We start from the raw sequence: 15,911 nt of genomic DNA, 5'->3' as shown, positions 1-15,911 counted from the left end.
GTTCAAGCATCTAATTTTGCTTGAACCTCTTTTATTTACGATGACATCATATAAAAAATTAATCATCAAACCACAAACTATATATAAAATTTTATATATTTCATTGACGTGCGAATTTATTAGGCGTATAATCAAACATGGTAAAACTTGTGAAAATAAACACAATAAAAGGAGGAGCTAATGAATATTGAACGTTTTATTTTGGCTAGGAAGACCAGTGGCTTATCTCAAAACGAATTAGCGGAGGGGATTTGTACGCAAGCGACTCTTAGTCGGTTTGAGAATAATGGTCACGTCCCTAATCTAAAAATTCTGATTCAGCTATGCAATCGACTCAATCTCCCTTTAGGTGAACTATTTCCAAAAGTAGGCGTTAAGCACTCTGAAACAATTGAAAAAATGAATCAGGCAGAGTTCTTTTTAATTACGAGTGAATTTGATCAAGCAGCTGATCTCCTTCAGACAATTGTCGGTAAAGAAGTTGATGATAACAGCTTAATCATGCGCTATCACTACTTAAGAGGCTTTGTGATGATTTTTAAAAACCAGCCAGTGATGGATATTCTATTTTTATTCGATCAGATTCTTCTAGAAGAAACGACTGATGACCTCTCCATTTTTCGACTGCTAGCCTACACCGGAACCGGAATGGTTTATGCTAGGGAAGGTGATCGTCAAAAAGCAGAATTTTATTTCAACAAAGTTCAAGAAAAGATTTATAGCTACCCGACACAGGAAATGTCAGATACGTGGCGTGTCTTGAACATTGTTTTTCAATGTGGTGTCTTTTACGCAGAAATTAATGAACTTGAAATCAGTAATGCACTCTTGGAATATGCTGTTTCGATTTGTTCAGATAATCACGTGACGTATTATTTAGCAAGAGCAGCCTTACAGCGTGCGAAAAATGCCATTGTAGAAGGTGAGCCTAAGCAAAAACTATTAGAACGCATTTACGATGCGCGTGCTTACTCCAAAATTAACCGTAATACAATTGCTCTGAAGGAACTGGCTCAAATGGAAGCGTCGCTGGAGGAATCACAATGATACAAAAGAAAGAACGCATCCATATGATGGGAACGGTCATTGATTTACTCATTGAACATGGCGATCCTGACCCAATCATGGCTGAGGCCATTGAGCGATTAAGGGTCTATGAGCAACGCTTCAGCGCCAACCGTCACGATTCAGAACTCATGGCTATTAACCATCAAGCTGGCCAAAGACCAGTAGTCGTCCATCCCCAACTATATGACCTGATTAAAATCGGGAAATACCATAGTTGCGCAGACGATAGTCATTTAAATATTGCGATCGGTCCCTTGATTCAAACATGGCGAATTGGTTTTCAAGATGCAAAAGTACCCTCGCAAGCCGAAATTGATGAGCTCTTAAGACTAACGAACCCTCATCATATTATCCTAGATGACCAAGAACAAACGGTTTTTTTAAAGGAAAGCGGCATGAAAATTGATCTCGGTTGCTTAGCCAAAGGTTATATGGCAGATTTATTAGTCGATTTTCTGAAAACTGCTGGTGTAACAGCAGCACTCATTAATTTAGGCGGTAATGTTGTTGGTTTAGGTCCTGTCAGACAGGGCCAGTCTGAGAAGTGGCGAATTGGGATTCAAGACCCACAGAAAAATCGCAACGATTACGTGACGGTTCTTGATATAGCCAATCAATCGGTGGTAACTTCGGGCATTTACGAAAGAAGCCTTAAAAAAGACAATCAAACCTATCACCATATCTTTAATCCAAAAACCGGTTACCCAACCCAAACGGATGTCGCCAGCCTAACGATTCGATCGAAACAGTCTGTCGATGGGGAGATTTGGACCACGCGCTTGTACGGCCACCAATCAGAAACCATTATCGACACGCTCAATCAGTTGGACGATATTGATGGCATTGTCATCACCCAAACCGGTCACGTTTTATATTCAAAATAACCAACCATGGAAGGAAGTAAACAACTATGCAAACATTTATCGGTCTCGTAGGAACAAACTCAGAACAATCAACAAACCGTCAACTGCTCCATTTTATGAAAAATCATTTTTCTGAAAAGGTAAACATAGACGTCGTTGAAATTAAGGACCTGCCCGTTTTTAACAAGCCAGAAGGTAGTGACCTGCCAGCAGAAGTGTTGGCGTTGGCAGAAAAAATTGATCAGGCAGACGGTGTCATTATTTCAACACCTGAATACGATCATGCAGTGCCGGCGTCACTAATGAATGCCTTGAACTGGTTATCTTATGGGATTTTCCCATTTGTGGATAAGGCAGTAATGATTACGGGTGCCTCTTATGGTGTCCTTGGTTCGTCTCGCGCTCAAATGCACTTACGCCAAATTTTAGATTCACCTGAACTAAAAGCGCGAATTATGCCGAGTTCAGAGTTTTTGTTAAGTCATTCGTTACAAGCGTTTGACCAAGATGGCAAGTTGTTAGATCAAGAACAAGTTGAGAAATTAGACGGTTTGTTTGAAGATTTCTTAACCTTTGTTGAAATCACTAATCATTTGAATCATGCGCATGAGATTAAGAAAAAAGAAGCAGAAAATTTCAAATGGGAAACTATTTAAGAAAAGGGGACTATTAGGATGAAATTAGTTGGTATCGTTGGATCAAACGCAGAAGTATCTTATAATCGTACATTGTTAACATATATTAAGAAGCAATTCCAGTCACTATTTGAGCTTGAAATTCTAGAAATAACGGACGTTCCGATGTTTAATCAGAGTGATGACCAAACAGACAGCCCAGTCATTCAAAATATTCACAATAAAATTTTGGCAGCAGACGGGGTTATTATTGCGACACCGGAGCATAATCATACCATTCCAGCTGGTCTAAAAAGCTTGTTAGAGTGGCTATCATTTAAAATTCATCCCTTAGAAGACAAACCGGTTATGATTGTCGGAGCATCTTACTATGATCAAGGCTCATCTCGTGCGCAACTTCATTTGCGCCAAATTCTTGATGCGCCAGGCGTAAACGCTATGGTATTGCCAGGAAATGAATTTTTATTGGGCAAAGTGAAAGAAGCTTTTGATGAAAATGGCAATTTAAAAGATGCTAGAACAGTTCAATTTTTAAAAGGAACGCTAGAAAAATTTGTTAAGTTTGTGGCTCTTGTTTCTTCAATAGAAGAACCAACGCCAGCTCAAGAAGATCTTTATGCGACTGGCAAAATTGATACGACCATTGAAGGTGTCGATATGTACGCAGAGGATTGGGTGGAGCAAGCTGCTAAAAAGGTAAATGCAGTAGAAGGCAACACTTATGTGAAGCTCGATCGCGGTATTTTGACAGTTGATCAATTGAATTATTTCTTGGCGTCTATGCCGATGGAACTCACTTACGCTGACCATAACAACCAATTCCTATACTATAACCATACTAAAGAGGCAGAAGACATGTTGGCGTCTCGGACTCCTGGACAAGCAGGAAACCCGTTGGCGAAATGTCATCCAGAAGGAAAGCACAACAGTGTGGCTTGGGTTATTCAACAGTTACGCTCCGGCGCAACGGATGCCGTTCGCGTTAATGTGCCAACTCATGGACCCGACAAATACGTTGTTCACAACTACCAAGCTATGTATGACAAAGAAGGAAATTATAAAGGCATTAATGAATACATCCTTGATTTCAAACCAATTATTGATTGGTACTTGAAACAAACCGGCCAAAAACTAGTCGGCGATGTGGATGCTGTATCAGGCGCATCTGAAAAAGATAGCCACGGAGAAGTTGACGCTGTGTCAGGAGCATCCGCTCATGACAACACACCAGCAGCACCAACCGCAACAGTAGATGCTGTCTCAAGTGCAACTGTAAAAGCATAATTAATAAACCAGCTGGGAATCTTTCCAGCTGGTTTTTTGTAGACTAGGGGATTATAAGTTCAGCCACCAAAAAACCTCCGAACTTCTTTCTATAACCACTACATAAGTAGAAACAGAGTGAAGCTCGAGCAATTAAGCATTAGCTTCATGATTCATTATTTTTCTAACTGCGAATAAATGGCGATGGCATCCATAACATGTAGCGGATCAACAATATCGACATAATCTGGACCAGCTTTTTGGGCACCAGCACCAAGGGTAATTAAAATGTAAGGTTCATCATTAATAATAGCTAGAGACGCTAAACAAACACCAGCTTCTTCTGTGAATCCCGTTTTGGCTCCAATAATATAATCCAGCATTTTAGGATATTGCTCACCATGACGGAAAACAGAATTCACTAAATAAATCCCGTATGGATTCATATTCGTTGGCTCAACTTGATAGTCAATAGTCGTAAAGACTCTATAAAAATCGTCATTTTCAAGTGCATATTCCAGCAAGACACTCAAATCTTTAGCAGATGAATAATTATTTTTATCATGCAAGCCAGTAACATTACTAAATCTAGTGTGGCTTAAACCGAGTTCACCAGCTTTTTGATTCATTAAGGCAACAAATTTTTCTTCAGAACCGGCCAGTTTGTAGGCTAAAGCTAAGCAAGCGTCAGCGCCAGAAGGAAGGACGGCACCGTATAAAAGGTCATTGTAAGTGACGACCTCATCCACAAGAAAACCGGTAATAGCAGCCTCTTGTTCAAACAAACCATCAAAGAAGACCTCTTCCATTACCACATCCTCGTTTAAGTCATCAATCAAATCAATCGCCGTAATAACCGTCATTATTTTTGTTAAAGAAGCTGGATAGAGAACTTGGTCAGGATTCTTAGCCGCAATGACTGTTTCATCATTTAGCCGAGTTAAGACAACACCGCTACTGTTTACCGCTGACAAATCAATTAAGGCCGAGTCACTCTCTATTACCGTTTCAATAAAATCATTATTTTGCTGATCAACGGCATTTGCTTGAGGATCTGGACCTTCAACGACACCTTCTACTACCGCTGTATCATTTGGGAAAAGTAAAGTCGTTTCTTCAGCAATGTAATAGCACACACTGATACAGATTGATGAAATAAGAAGTTTTTTACCAAATTTCTGTTTTCGCTTCCTACTCCGTATTTTTTTTCTCTTCAAAATTAGAACAGTCCCATCTTTATATACTATTATCTATTCTCGGTATTTTTTTCGTTCATTTTATAACTATGATACCGTTCTAATCCATTTTTTTAAATAGCGTCAGCCATTTCTTAATATTAATTTTAGTGCCCTAGCCAAGATTGTTGAAAGAGACAGGGAAAAGCTCTAGATTCATGTTATGATAGATACATTATGCCTAAGGGAGAAGGATTGTATGAAAGTGCCAATATTATATGAAGATAATCATCTTTTATTGGTAGAAAAACCAGTTAATATTCCAGTTCAAGAAGATGCGAGTGGCGATAAAGACGTGCTCACACTTTTAAAAGAAGACATCAAGGACCGTTATCAAAAACCAGGTAATGTTTACTTGGGACTTGTTCATCGTCTCGACCGTCCAGTCGGCGGTGCTATGGTATTTGCAAAAACCTCTAAAGCAGCATCGCGGTTGTCAGATATGATGCGACGACAGGTGGTTGAACGCAAGTATCTAGCCGTTGTGCATGGAAAGCCTCGACATAAAAAAGGGCGGCTTATTCATTATTTACACAAAGACAGTAAACGAAACCAAGTAGCTGTTGTTGATGCCAATCATCCGAAAGGGAAAAAAGCTATTCTAGATTATGAGTGGCTAGAAAGCAAAGACGGGATGAGCCTACTTGCAGTCCAGCTGCAAACTGGCAGGCCTCACCAAATTCGTGTTCAATTATCAGCAATAGGTCATCCTATTTTTGGCGATCAAAAATACGGCGCTAAATTGAGCAAAGTCGGTGAACAAATCGCCTTGTGGGCACATACGCTCATGCTCGACCACCCTGTAAAAAATGAACCCATTAAAGTGCGATCACTTCCGCCAACAAAAAAACCATGGCAGATGTGGCAGTATGATTTTCAACAATGAGTAATTGAAACAATACAAATACGATAGGACGTTAAAAAACGTCCTATCGTATTTTTTATGACTTAGATCATTTTCCATGACTTAAGTCGCAAAGTCTGTTTTGTTAGCGCTTTTACTGGTTTCATAATCATGATACCATGAAAAAAACAATAAAAGGAGATTAGTGGAATGGCTGAAAAAGGAAAATGGAGCGAATCGATTCAACGATTTGGACGGACATTATTATTACCCATTGGTGTACTTGCGCCAGTAGGGATGATTTTAGGAATTAGTGGGGCGTTAGTCCAGTCTTACATGATTGAGCGATTTGCATTCTTAGGGAACGAAATGGTTAATGCTATTTTAGTGAGTATAAGAACAATTGCTAGTGTCGTTTTTGATAATATTCCTCTTCTTTTTGCAATGGGTGTAGCCTATGGGATGAGTAAGAAGGACAAAGGGATAGCAGCTTTTGCATCGGTTACCGGCTACTTGACGTTAATTATTACGATGAACGGTTGGTTGACACTAACAGGGAAAATGGCTGAACCTGAAGTGATGACTCAAAGGGGACAAATTAATGTTTTAGGTATTCAAACAATGAATATTAGTACAGCTGGTGGGATTATTACAGGTTTGATAGCAGCCTGGGCAACGGAAGTTATACTCACTACCTGGAGTCGGTATGTATTCAGCAGTTAGACCTTATGAAGGTGATAGGAGTTCGTACATGTTGTTTGATAGTATCTTAGAAGAAGTATTGCAATTAACGACAGAAATTCTTTTAAGGACAGAAGAGCTTACGCGAACGATGGTTCCTCACCCAGATCGGATGTTACATAATGCGCTACGTAACGCTGGCCTAGATAATTGTGAGCATGTCATGATGGAGCTAGCTAGCAAGCTAGGAAAAGATAAAGCCCATTCCTTAATGTATGATATCGCCATGAAAACAGCTGCAGAGGGAGAAGATTTCTATACAAACCTCATAGCTAATCCGTTGATTTCAAGTGAATTCACGACTGAGGAAGTAAAAGCGATGATTGATCCTCGAAACTATGTCGGTTTATCTAGCTATTTAGCACAAATGCAAGCAGACCGAGCTAAGAAAATGGTTGAAGAAATAAAAATCACTTTCTCTTAACCATTCATACATTTATGTGGAGACCTCTGGTAAAATACATGAGAGGTCTCTTCCTTTATTCTAATCTGATTGATAGAAAGGTGTGGAACAATGAATACAAATGAGAAGAGTTTAGCGTTGCACCAAGAAAAAAGAGGGAAAATTTCCGTTGAAAGTAAAGTAACGATTAATAGTCGAGAAGACTTGGCTCTTGCCTACACACCAGGAGTCGCAGAACCGTGTAAAAGAATTACTGAGGATGTGACACAAGCGTATACCTATACATCTAAAGGGAATTTAGTCGCTGTTGTAACGGATGGGACGGCTGTTTTAGGTTTAGGTGACATTGGACCAGAGGCAGCTATGCCAGTTATGGAAGGCAAGGCCATTTTATTTAAAGAATTTGCAGGTGTGGATGCATTTCCGATTTGTTTAGATACGAAAGATCCTGAGGAAATCGTTCAAACCGTAAAATTACTAGCCCCAACATTTGGTGGCGTTAATTTAGAAGATATTTCGTCACCACGTTGCTTTGAGATTGAAAAGCGTTTGGATGAGCTATTGCCGATTCCTGTTTTTCATGACGACCAACATGGAACAGCGATTGTCGTTGCGGCTGGTATTATGAATAGTTTAAAACTAGTCGGTAAGCAGTTAGCTGATGTAACGGTGGTTTTGAATGGTCCTGGTGCTGCTGGAACAGCCATTATTAATATGCTAATGGATATGGGGATTGGGAAGGCCATTATTTGTGATGAACATGGTATCCTAGCAGAGAATCGTCCAGAGCCTATGGATGATCACAAAAAAGTATTAGCTCAAAAATCTAATCCTGAACAGATAACTGGTGATTTAGCGGATGCTATGAAGGGTGCTGACATTTTAATTGGGGTATCTGTTGGGGGGATCGTCAGCCAACCAATGGTACAATCAATGAATGCCGATGCCATTATTTTTGCTATGGCGAACCCGATTCCTGAAATGATGTATGAAGAAGCGAAAGAAGCTGGTGTTCGTGTCATGGGAACAGGGCGTTCAGATTTTCCAAACCAAATTAACAATGTACTAGCTTTCCCTGGTATTTTTAAAGGTGCCTTGTCTGTGCGCGCAACGACGATTAACAAAGCGATGAAAGTTGCTGCTGCTCAAGCCATTGCCGATATGATTCCAGAAGAAGAACTGCGTGAAGACTATGTGATTCCAGATGCATTAAATAAAGAAGTAGCGGAACAAGTAGCTCGCTATGTGGCCCAAGCCGCTATTGAAAGTAATGTTGCGACACTAAAGGAGGGTCTGTAATGTACCGGATAGAACGCGATTCGATGGGTGAAATTAAAGTGCCAGAAGTAGCTTTATGGGGAGCACAAACGCAAAGAAGCTTAGAAAATTTCCATATCGGATCAGAAAAAATGCCCTTAAGTGTGATTGAAGCTTTAATTTATATCAAAAAAGCTTGCGCAAAGGTCAATGAATTAGAAGGCAAACTTTCAAACGAAAAGGCACAAGCGATTCAAAATGTTGCAGATCAATTATTAGCTGATTTACCCAATTATGCGGATCAGTTTCCGCTTAGTTTGTGGCAGACAGGTAGTGGTACTCAAACCAATATGAACGTTAATGAAGTGATTGCCCACCTAGCTTCATCCGATGAAGCGCCGATTCATCCGAATGACCATGTTAACTTATCGCAAAGTTCTAACGATGTCTTTCCAACGGCTATGCACATTGCGGCTTATCAAGCAGTTGCAAGAGATTTATTACCAGAATTAGCGGCTTGGATAAACGAGCTAGGCGATTTAGAAAATCGCTATCTAAAAACAGTCAAAATTGGACGAACGCACTTACAGGATGCAACGCCTTTAACCTTTGGACAGGAAGTGAGTGGCTGGAAGAGTATGATTGAACATAGTTTGGTTGCTATTCAGACAAGTTTAGCATCAATCAGCCCTCTTGCTATTGGCGGAACAGCTGTTGGAACAGGTATTAACGCTTCGTTAGAATTCGGAGACAGCGTTTCTCATGAATTGGCTAATCTAACAGGCCTGCCTTTAACAAGTGAAGCTAATAAGTTTTTTGCACTGACAAGCCATCAACCACTTAGTTATGTTCACGGTGCGATGCGTGCCTTGGCTAGTGATGTGATGAAGATTGCGAATGATATTCGTTGGCTAGCAAGTGGTCCCCGTAGTGGTTTGGGTGAATTAACATTGCCAAGTAATGAACCGGGTAGCTCTATTATGCCGGGTAAGGTGAATCCAACCCAAGCAGAGGCACTGACTATGGTTGTGACACAAGTTATGGGAAATGATACGACCATTCAAATGGCAGCTAGCCAAGGGAATTTTGAGTTGAATGTTTATAAACCAGTCATTATTCATAACTTCCTGCAATCGGTCACCTTATTAGCAGACAGCATGCAATCGTTTAGAGAAAAATGCCTTCAAGGCTTAGTCATTAACGAAAATCGTATGGCAGACTTGGTTTCGTCATCGCTCATGTTAGTGACAGCACTGACGCCTCATATTGGCTACGAAAAAGCAGCTGAAATTGCTCATAAAGCTCTTGAAGAAGGAACCAATTTAGAAGAGGCTGCAGTTTCATTGAACTATGCAACTAAAGAAAATCTTCAAAAATGGTTAGATCCTAGCAACATGATTTAAAAGAGACATCCTCAATCAAAACAGATTGAGGATGTTTTTTAACTTATTAGATTTCAATGTTCGTTTTCCAGATGAAGAAGAGGCAGTGCAATTAAGCATCTCTCAAGAAGAACCAGTTTACGCAATTGCAAGACTGCGTATTCTCGATGATAAGCCTTATTCTTTGGAACATACGATTATCCCCATAAAGCTGGTACCAAACATTACAACCGAAGTTCTCAGCCAATCTTTGTATGATTATATGCAGCATGAACTGGGCATTATTTTTGGTGATAACCGTCAAACTGTTCGGGCTGTCAAACCTAATCAAGAAGACCAAACTCATCTCGATTGTCGAGCAGATGATCCAGTCTTAGAGGTCGTAAAAGTAATGTTTTTAGAAAAAGGCACGCCAGTTGAGTATTCAGTCGTTCATCACCGTTATGACATGGTAGAAGTGTCTTTCGTTAATGTCACACGAGATGCGATTATTGGCTAAAAAAGAGATGAAAATCTGCTGTATCGTACACCTAATCTAAAAAGAAATGCAGAGCGCTTCGAAAGCGTTCTGCATTCCTTTTTTTAAACGGATAAATGAAAAGGAGTATCTTGATAAATGAGCCAGCGTAAGCCTAAAGACATGGCAGCTTCATAATCTGTAACAAATTCAAAGTCAGTTCGATTAGGCTGTCTAGAAATATCGGGGTGGTTGTTTAATTGATCGACTACTTTTCCAATCTCCCAATAATTGGAAGATAAAACAAAGCGATGAGGTGCAATCGTTACATTATAAATGCCGATTAATTGAGTCAAGCGCTCAATATGCTCCTCGTTCGATTGCGGCGGTTTGGCATCGATGAGAAAGGGTAGGTACTTTGCTTCACCAGCTAGCGATAGATGGCCTTCTAAAAGTTGACCATTGGTGAAGATAGTCACGCCTGGCATACTTGTATTTGGGTAATAAATGCCGACAATCGTTTCATCAAAGGGAATCATATTCTGTATACAATGGCCAATGGTAACGAGATGAGCATCATTTTGGACATAGAAAGGCAAATCGGTCACTATCTTGACTGCTTCAACGATTGGCCAGCCATCAAAGACGACGCCGTAACCAGATTGGATGATACCATCGTGAACTTTCCCTGGAAATAAGAGACCAATTCGTTCAACATTTGGATGATTGTTCAACAAGGCACTCAACAGATCTAAAAAATCATTTAAAGATTTATGGTTAAAACCAAATTCATCTTTAGCTAAAACAGTACCATCTAAATCCACACACTCGGCTTTTAATATCAATTGACCATTTTTTTCCAATATCGCCAAAAGAAGGGCGTGAGAATAGTTATCGTTAAAGTGGTATTCAATCGCAGGACGACCAATATCACGTTGGACTAATTCACCTTCATAAATGCTACCAGACTCCATTAATTCTTTTAAAAGAGAGTTAATGGTTACCATACTAATCCCTGTTTCCTTAACTAAATCTGAAGCGAACATACGCTTGTGCTGGAACAACGTTCGCTGGATAAGAGTTCTGTTTTTTTCTCTAATACTATTTTTACCCATGAGAGTATCGCTCCTTAGTCTATTCATAGTCCGCCATTAGTTCAATCAGATTTCATTGCTTACTGAATCGAAATAGCGGTTATAAAACTCTCTCATTTTTTCTAAACCCTTCACCCATAACCCAATATGCTCAATTTTCATTTCTTATACCTCGATTTCTTTTATAATTCGCGCAGGATTTCCTGCAATAGCGACATTATTTGGGAATGATTTTGTGACAACTGAGCCGGCTCCAACAACGACATTATCCCCCAGGGTCACACCTGGTAAAATAATCGCACCACCGCCAATCCACACATTATTTCCAATTGTAATTGGCTTACCAAATTCCACACCACTGTTTCGTTCAAGAGGGTCGAGAGGATGGGTTGCTGTATATAATTGAACATTTGGAGCTAGCATACAATTATTGCCAAAGTGAATGGGACAAACATCTAGTAGTGTGGCATTAAAGTTTGCATAAAAGTGCTCACCGACATGGATGTTATAACCATAGTCAAAAGCAATCGTTGGCTCGATATACACATCTTCACCGCTACTTCCAAAACTATTTTTAATCAATGCTGTACGTTGATCAGTATCGTCGCAATGATTAATCGCTTTCATGTTTGCTCGTGCCTGTTTACGGTCTGTTGCTAATTCAGGGTCAGCTGGTCGGTAATATTCGCCAGCAATCATCTTTTCTTTTTCACTTTTTAACAAGATAACATCCTCCATCGTTTAATAAAGTCATTCTATCATCATAAAGGTTATTAATAAAGATGTTTATCTAAATTATTTCTGTTATTCTAATGTAAATGTAAGAAAAAGAGAGGTTTGCTATGTATTCGTACGGTCCAGCACATGTTAAGCAACATAATATTCATTTTTTAAAACGCATTTTAAAAGAAGAGCGTCAACCAATGACGAAAAATCAATTATCGAAGCAAAGTGGGTTAAGTGTGGTAACGATCAATAAACTGATTCCCGAAATGGTTGAAGGCGGACAAGTGTTGGAGATGACGAATCCGATTGTAACGGGTGGACGCCGAGCAGCTGTTTATCAACTTAACCAAAATCATCAGTTGTGTTTAGTCATGCTCTACATTGAAGAGGATAAAGAAATTAAAACCCATGTATCTGTCGTTAATTTGTATGGCGATCGATTGGCTTGCGAAGAGGATATTTTGCAGATGACAGACTGGGATTCAATTGAAAGTTGTATTCAGTCGTACTGTCGTAAGTTCCCTAATATAAAAATGATTTCTATTGGGTTACCTGGAATGGATATGTCTAGTATCTTAACAGTAGTTGATGCGGAAACAATGAAGGGGATAATCTTACATAAAAAAATTGAAGAGCGATTTGCACTTCCTGTAATCATCGAAAACGACATTAATGCTGCCGTCTTTGGTTATAAGCATACTAAAGCTAAGCCAGATTCGATCATCGTTTCTGGCTTATACTTTCCAGAACACTATCCTCCCAGAACAGCCTTAGTTTTTGATGATTATATATATCATGGGAGTACTGGACTGAGTGGTGAAACTCAACATCTACCTGTTTTTAATGATTTCACCTTTCCTTTGTCTGAGAAATCGAACATAATGTACATTTGTGAACAAATTATTCAAACAATTATAACAATGTATGACCCGAATGAACTAATTCTATATACGAAGGCTAGTGTAATGAGAAGAATTGAGTTAGAAACGATTAAAGAAAATCTGCTGCTGGTCTTTTCTTATGGAAAAGAAGTAGTGATAACCAATTCAGAAGATTTTCAAGATGATTATTACCAAGGATTAGTATTATTAGGGATTAAAGAATTAGAGATGCAAGATTATACCTTCAAAAATAAGTAGAAAGTAAGGCGGATTTGTAACGTTTAAGAAAAAAATTCTCTGAAATTAATCAAACAGAAAAAGCCATCCAATTTTTGGATGGCTTTTTTAATATCCTATAAGAATTTTTCAAGTGCGACAGCAATACCGTCTTCGTCATTGGATAGCGTAATGTGGTCAGCTGCGCCTTTAATTTCATCAGTGGCGTTCCCCATAGCAACGCCGATACCAGCGTAATCAATAATAGAGCGGTCGTTTTGGCTGTCTCCAAAGGAAATGACCTCGTCAGCTGTAATCCCACTGTCAGCTAAAACCGTATGTAGAGCATGCGCTTTACTAATGTCTTTGGCTGTTAACTCAAAATAGAAAGGTGCAGAGAATACGCCTGTTGCTGTGTCAGCAAATGGTGTATGGATATCTTTATGTACCGCTTCTAAATAGTCTGGATGACCAGCCACTAAAATCTTATTCAGTGGGAAATCAGCAAAGGCTGCTAAATCGTCCATCTCACACAACTTAAACGTTCCAATTTCTGCTTCGTATTTAATAACATTGAAAGGCTCATCTAGCATTCCTTCGATAAAGTTGTAAACATCATTTACAAATAAATGTGTATCCTTCACGATCATTGGAATAACATCAAACTGCTTCAAGTGATTTAGCATCGCTTGACCTGTTTCAATCGACATTGGTTGGTTAAACAAAACCTCGTTTGTTGTACAATCAGTTACCATTGATCCGTTATATGACAAAATAAAGCCATTATTTTCTGCTAGTTCTAGTTCACGAGCTGCTTCCCGCATTCCTAAAGTAGGACGACCGGATGCTAGAATTACTTTCAGGCCATTTTTTTGCGCATCTAACAATGCCTCTTTTGTTTTTGGTGAAATTTTCTTTTCAGATGTTAGTAATGTTCCGTCCATATCAAGGACAATCGCTTTAATTCCCATTGCTCAATCTCCTATGCCATTTAATTTATCTGTTCAAGTATACCATTTTCTGCTAGTAAATTAATAACTTCCGACGATTATTAGGACTATTGTCAAAAAAAAACACCGATAAGATTGACAATCAGCAACATTTAGGTTAAATTGCTTAAAACGATTAAAATTTGATTAGGTGATTCTAATGATAAAACCAACCGCAGTATCTTTTGCAAACTTATTATTAAACTAGCAGACACTTTATTAGACGTTAAAAACGGATAACTAAAGGGTCTGCTTAGCATTGCTTAAAGTAATTACACTTTGACGCAGTGCTATTTTTTTATTCTAAATAAATGAGAAAATGAGGAGAGAATAATATGAGACAGATTCAATTTTTTGATACGAGCCTAAGAGATGGCGAACAAACACCAGGGGTTAACTTTAACACGAAGGAAAAAGTTCAAATTGCCTTGCAACTAGAAAAATGGGGAATCAATACGATTGAAGCTGGCTTTCCAATTACTTCTCAGGGGGACTTTGAAGCGGTTCAAGCAATCGCAAAAGCTGCAACTACAATGACTGTTGCGGGATTGGCTAGATGTCAAAAGAAAGACATCGACCGTGCTTATGAAGCGTTGAAAGAAGCGAAATTCCCACAAATTCATGTTTTTCTAGCGACCAGTAATATCCATATGCGCGATAAACTGAAGATGACTAAAGAAGAGGTTATCGCTTCTATTAAGGAACACGTCTCCCATGCACGCAGTTTGTTTGAAAAAGTTCAGTTTTCACCAGAAGATGCGACACGCTCTGACCGTGACTTTTTGCTAGAGGCTGTTCAAACGGCGATTGATGCGGGTGCGACTATTATTAATGTTCCCGATACAGTCGGCTATTCTAATCCCAAGGAATATGGGGAACTGTTTGCCTTTCTTATTTCTAATATTAAGAGTGATCAAGAGATTATTTTCTCTTCCCATTGTCATGATGATTTGGGGATGGCGACTGCCAATGCGCTTGCAGCAATTGAAAATGGCGCTAATCGAGTCGAGGGCACGGTTAATGGTATCGGCGAACGGGCGGGTAATACAGCGCTAGAAGAAGTGGCGATTGCTCTTCATATTCGTAAAGACCATTACCAGTGTGAATCATCCATTGTGTTGAATGAAACCAAACGAACTAGTGACTTGGTTTCACGTTTGTCTGGTATGGCTGTTCCACGTAACAAAGCAGTTATTGGCGGCAATGCCTACGCTCATGAATCAGGTATTCATCAAGATGGTGTTCTGAAAAATCCAGAAACCTATGAAATTATTACCCCACAATTGGTTGGTGTGCATAACAATGCTTTGCCGCTGGGTAAACTATCGGGACGTCATGCCTTTACAACGAAACTGGCAGAACTCGGTTATACTGTAACCGAAGAAGAAACAAATGCACTCTTCAAGCGCTTCAAGGATTTGGCTGATAAGAAGAAACAAGTGACTGACGAAGACTTGTTGGCACTGGTTGCTGACCAAGTTCGTTCAGGCGATGAAGCCTACCACTTGGAAGCTGTGCAATTGCAGTATGTTTCAAATGGCCATCAAGGTGCAATTGTTTCTATTAAAGATACAGAAGGCCAAGAAAAAGTGGCTTCTGCCGTTGGATCAGGAAGTATTCAAGCCATTTACAATTCAATTGACCATGTTTTCGATCAGCATCCAACCTTAACACACTTCAAGATTGTAGCATTAACTAGTGGTGAAGATGCGCAGGCAGAAGTACGTGTCACAATTGAAGACGAAGCGACTAAGGAACAGGTCAATGGTATTGGCGTGGACTTTGACGTTCTACAAGCCTGTGCAAAAGCTTATGTTCAAGCGAGCGGTATTTTAAAAGCAAAGCGAGGAGCCTAAT

At 39.5% G+C, this 15,911-nt stretch carries 15 protein-coding genes and 1 pseudogene; 12 read left to right on the top strand and 4 right to left on the bottom strand.

Going from position 1 to position 15,911, the window contains the following annotated elements; all coding sequences use genetic code 11:
• Positions 1-180: 180 nt before the first annotated feature.
• Genes G7057_RS03875 through G7057_RS03860 form a run of 4 tightly spaced genes read left to right on the top strand, consistent with a single transcriptional unit; the run spans position 181 to position 3,850 of the window.
• Positions 181-1,047 (top strand): helix-turn-helix domain-containing protein, encoded by an 867-nt coding sequence (locus G7057_RS03875; protein ID WP_166161495.1) that lies wholly within the window; start codon positions 181-183, stop codon positions 1,045-1,047.
• Complete coding sequence (locus tag G7057_RS03870) at positions 1,044-1,952, top strand: FAD:protein FMN transferase (protein ID WP_227004647.1); 909 nt, start codon at positions 1,044-1,046, stop codon at positions 1,950-1,952. Before G7057_RS03875 ends, G7057_RS03870 begins: the two co-directional genes overlap by 4 nt.
• Positions 1,953-1,978: 26 nt before the next feature.
• Positions 1,979-2,587: an NADPH-dependent FMN reductase gene (locus G7057_RS03865; RefSeq protein ID WP_166161493.1), complete on the top strand. Its 609-nt coding sequence runs from the start codon at positions 1,979-1,981 to the stop codon at positions 2,585-2,587.
• Between the two features lie 18 nt (positions 2,588-2,605).
• Positions 2,606-3,850: an NAD(P)H-dependent oxidoreductase gene (locus G7057_RS03860; RefSeq protein ID WP_166161491.1), complete on the top strand. Its 1,245-nt coding sequence runs from the start codon at positions 2,606-2,608 to the stop codon at positions 3,848-3,850.
• Between the two features lie 155 nt (positions 3,851-4,005).
• On the opposite strand, the gene G7057_RS03855 is transcribed toward G7057_RS03860, so the two are convergent.
• Positions 4,006-5,046, bottom strand: coding sequence for a D-alanyl-D-alanine carboxypeptidase family protein (locus G7057_RS03855; RefSeq protein ID WP_166161489.1), 1,041 nt, complete (start codon positions 5,044-5,046; stop codon positions 4,006-4,008).
• 217 nt (positions 5,047-5,263) lie between these two features.
• On the opposite strand from G7057_RS03855, the gene G7057_RS03850 reads away from it, so the two are divergent.
• The 6 genes from G7057_RS03850 (at position 5,264) to G7057_RS03825 (ending at position 10,190) form a co-directional block, all read left to right on the top strand.
• Positions 5,264-5,950, top strand: coding sequence for an RluA family pseudouridine synthase (locus tag G7057_RS03850; RefSeq protein ID WP_166161487.1), 687 nt, complete (start codon positions 5,264-5,266; stop codon positions 5,948-5,950).
• A gap of 168 nt (positions 5,951-6,118) precedes the next feature.
• Positions 6,119-6,631, top strand: a complete 513-nt coding sequence (locus tag G7057_RS03845; protein ID WP_193566099.1) for a PTS transporter subunit EIIC — start codon at positions 6,119-6,121, stop codon at positions 6,629-6,631.
• Positions 6,632-6,659: 28 nt separating this feature from the next.
• Positions 6,660-7,073: a lyase family protein gene (locus G7057_RS03840; RefSeq protein WP_193566098.1), complete on the top strand. Its 414-nt coding sequence runs from the start codon at positions 6,660-6,662 to the stop codon at positions 7,071-7,073.
• A gap of 90 nt (positions 7,074-7,163) precedes the next feature.
• The gene (locus G7057_RS03835; protein WP_166161485.1) at positions 7,164-8,351 is read left to right on the top strand and encodes an NAD(P)-dependent malic enzyme; all 1,188 of its coding nucleotides are present in this window, start codon (positions 7,164-7,166) and stop codon (positions 8,349-8,351) included.
• On the top strand, positions 8,351-9,712 hold the full coding sequence (fumC, locus tag G7057_RS03830; protein WP_166161483.1) for a class II fumarate hydratase: 1,362 nt from the start codon (positions 8,351-8,353) through the stop codon (positions 9,710-9,712). Before G7057_RS03835 ends, fumC begins: the two co-directional genes overlap by 1 nt.
• A 31-nt stretch (positions 9,713-9,743) precedes the next feature.
• Complete coding sequence (locus G7057_RS03825; protein WP_166161481.1) at positions 9,744-10,190, top strand: GntR family transcriptional regulator; 447 nt, start codon at positions 9,744-9,746, stop codon at positions 10,188-10,190.
• Between the two features lie 83 nt (positions 10,191-10,273).
• Here G7057_RS03825 and G7057_RS03820 read toward each other — a convergent pair whose 3' ends face one another.
• Positions 10,274-11,263 (bottom strand): ROK family protein, encoded by a 990-nt coding sequence (locus G7057_RS03820; RefSeq protein WP_166161479.1) that lies wholly within the window; start codon positions 11,261-11,263, stop codon positions 10,274-10,276.
• Between the two features lie 150 nt (positions 11,264-11,413).
• Positions 11,414-11,980: pseudogene (locus G7057_RS03815) on the bottom strand (sugar O-acetyltransferase); the annotation flags it as partial.
• Positions 11,981-12,084: 104 nt separating this feature from the next.
• On the opposite strand from G7057_RS03815, the gene G7057_RS03810 reads away from it, so the two are divergent.
• Positions 12,085-13,107, top strand: coding sequence for an ROK family protein (locus G7057_RS03810; RefSeq protein ID WP_166161475.1), 1,023 nt, complete (start codon positions 12,085-12,087; stop codon positions 13,105-13,107).
• A gap of 95 nt (positions 13,108-13,202) precedes the next feature.
• Here G7057_RS03810 and G7057_RS03805 read toward each other — a convergent pair whose 3' ends face one another.
• The gene (locus tag G7057_RS03805; protein WP_166161473.1) at positions 13,203-14,036 is read right to left on the bottom strand and encodes a Cof-type HAD-IIB family hydrolase; all 834 of its coding nucleotides are present in this window, start codon (positions 14,034-14,036) and stop codon (positions 13,203-13,205) included.
• 353 nt (positions 14,037-14,389) lie between these two features.
• Between G7057_RS03805 and G7057_RS03800 the strand changes: the two genes are divergently transcribed.
• Positions 14,390-15,910: a 2-isopropylmalate synthase gene (locus G7057_RS03800; RefSeq protein ID WP_166161471.1), complete on the top strand. Its 1,521-nt coding sequence runs from the start codon at positions 14,390-14,392 to the stop codon at positions 15,908-15,910.
• Position 15,911: the final 1 nt, after the last annotated feature.

This window comes from Jeotgalibaca arthritidis (assembly GCF_011100465.1).
Classification (GTDB): domain Bacteria; phylum Bacillota; class Bacilli; order Lactobacillales; family Aerococcaceae; genus Jeotgalibaca; species Jeotgalibaca arthritidis.
Note: the sequence above shows the minus strand (reverse complement) of the source record. Positions and strands in the feature narration are given on the sequence as shown.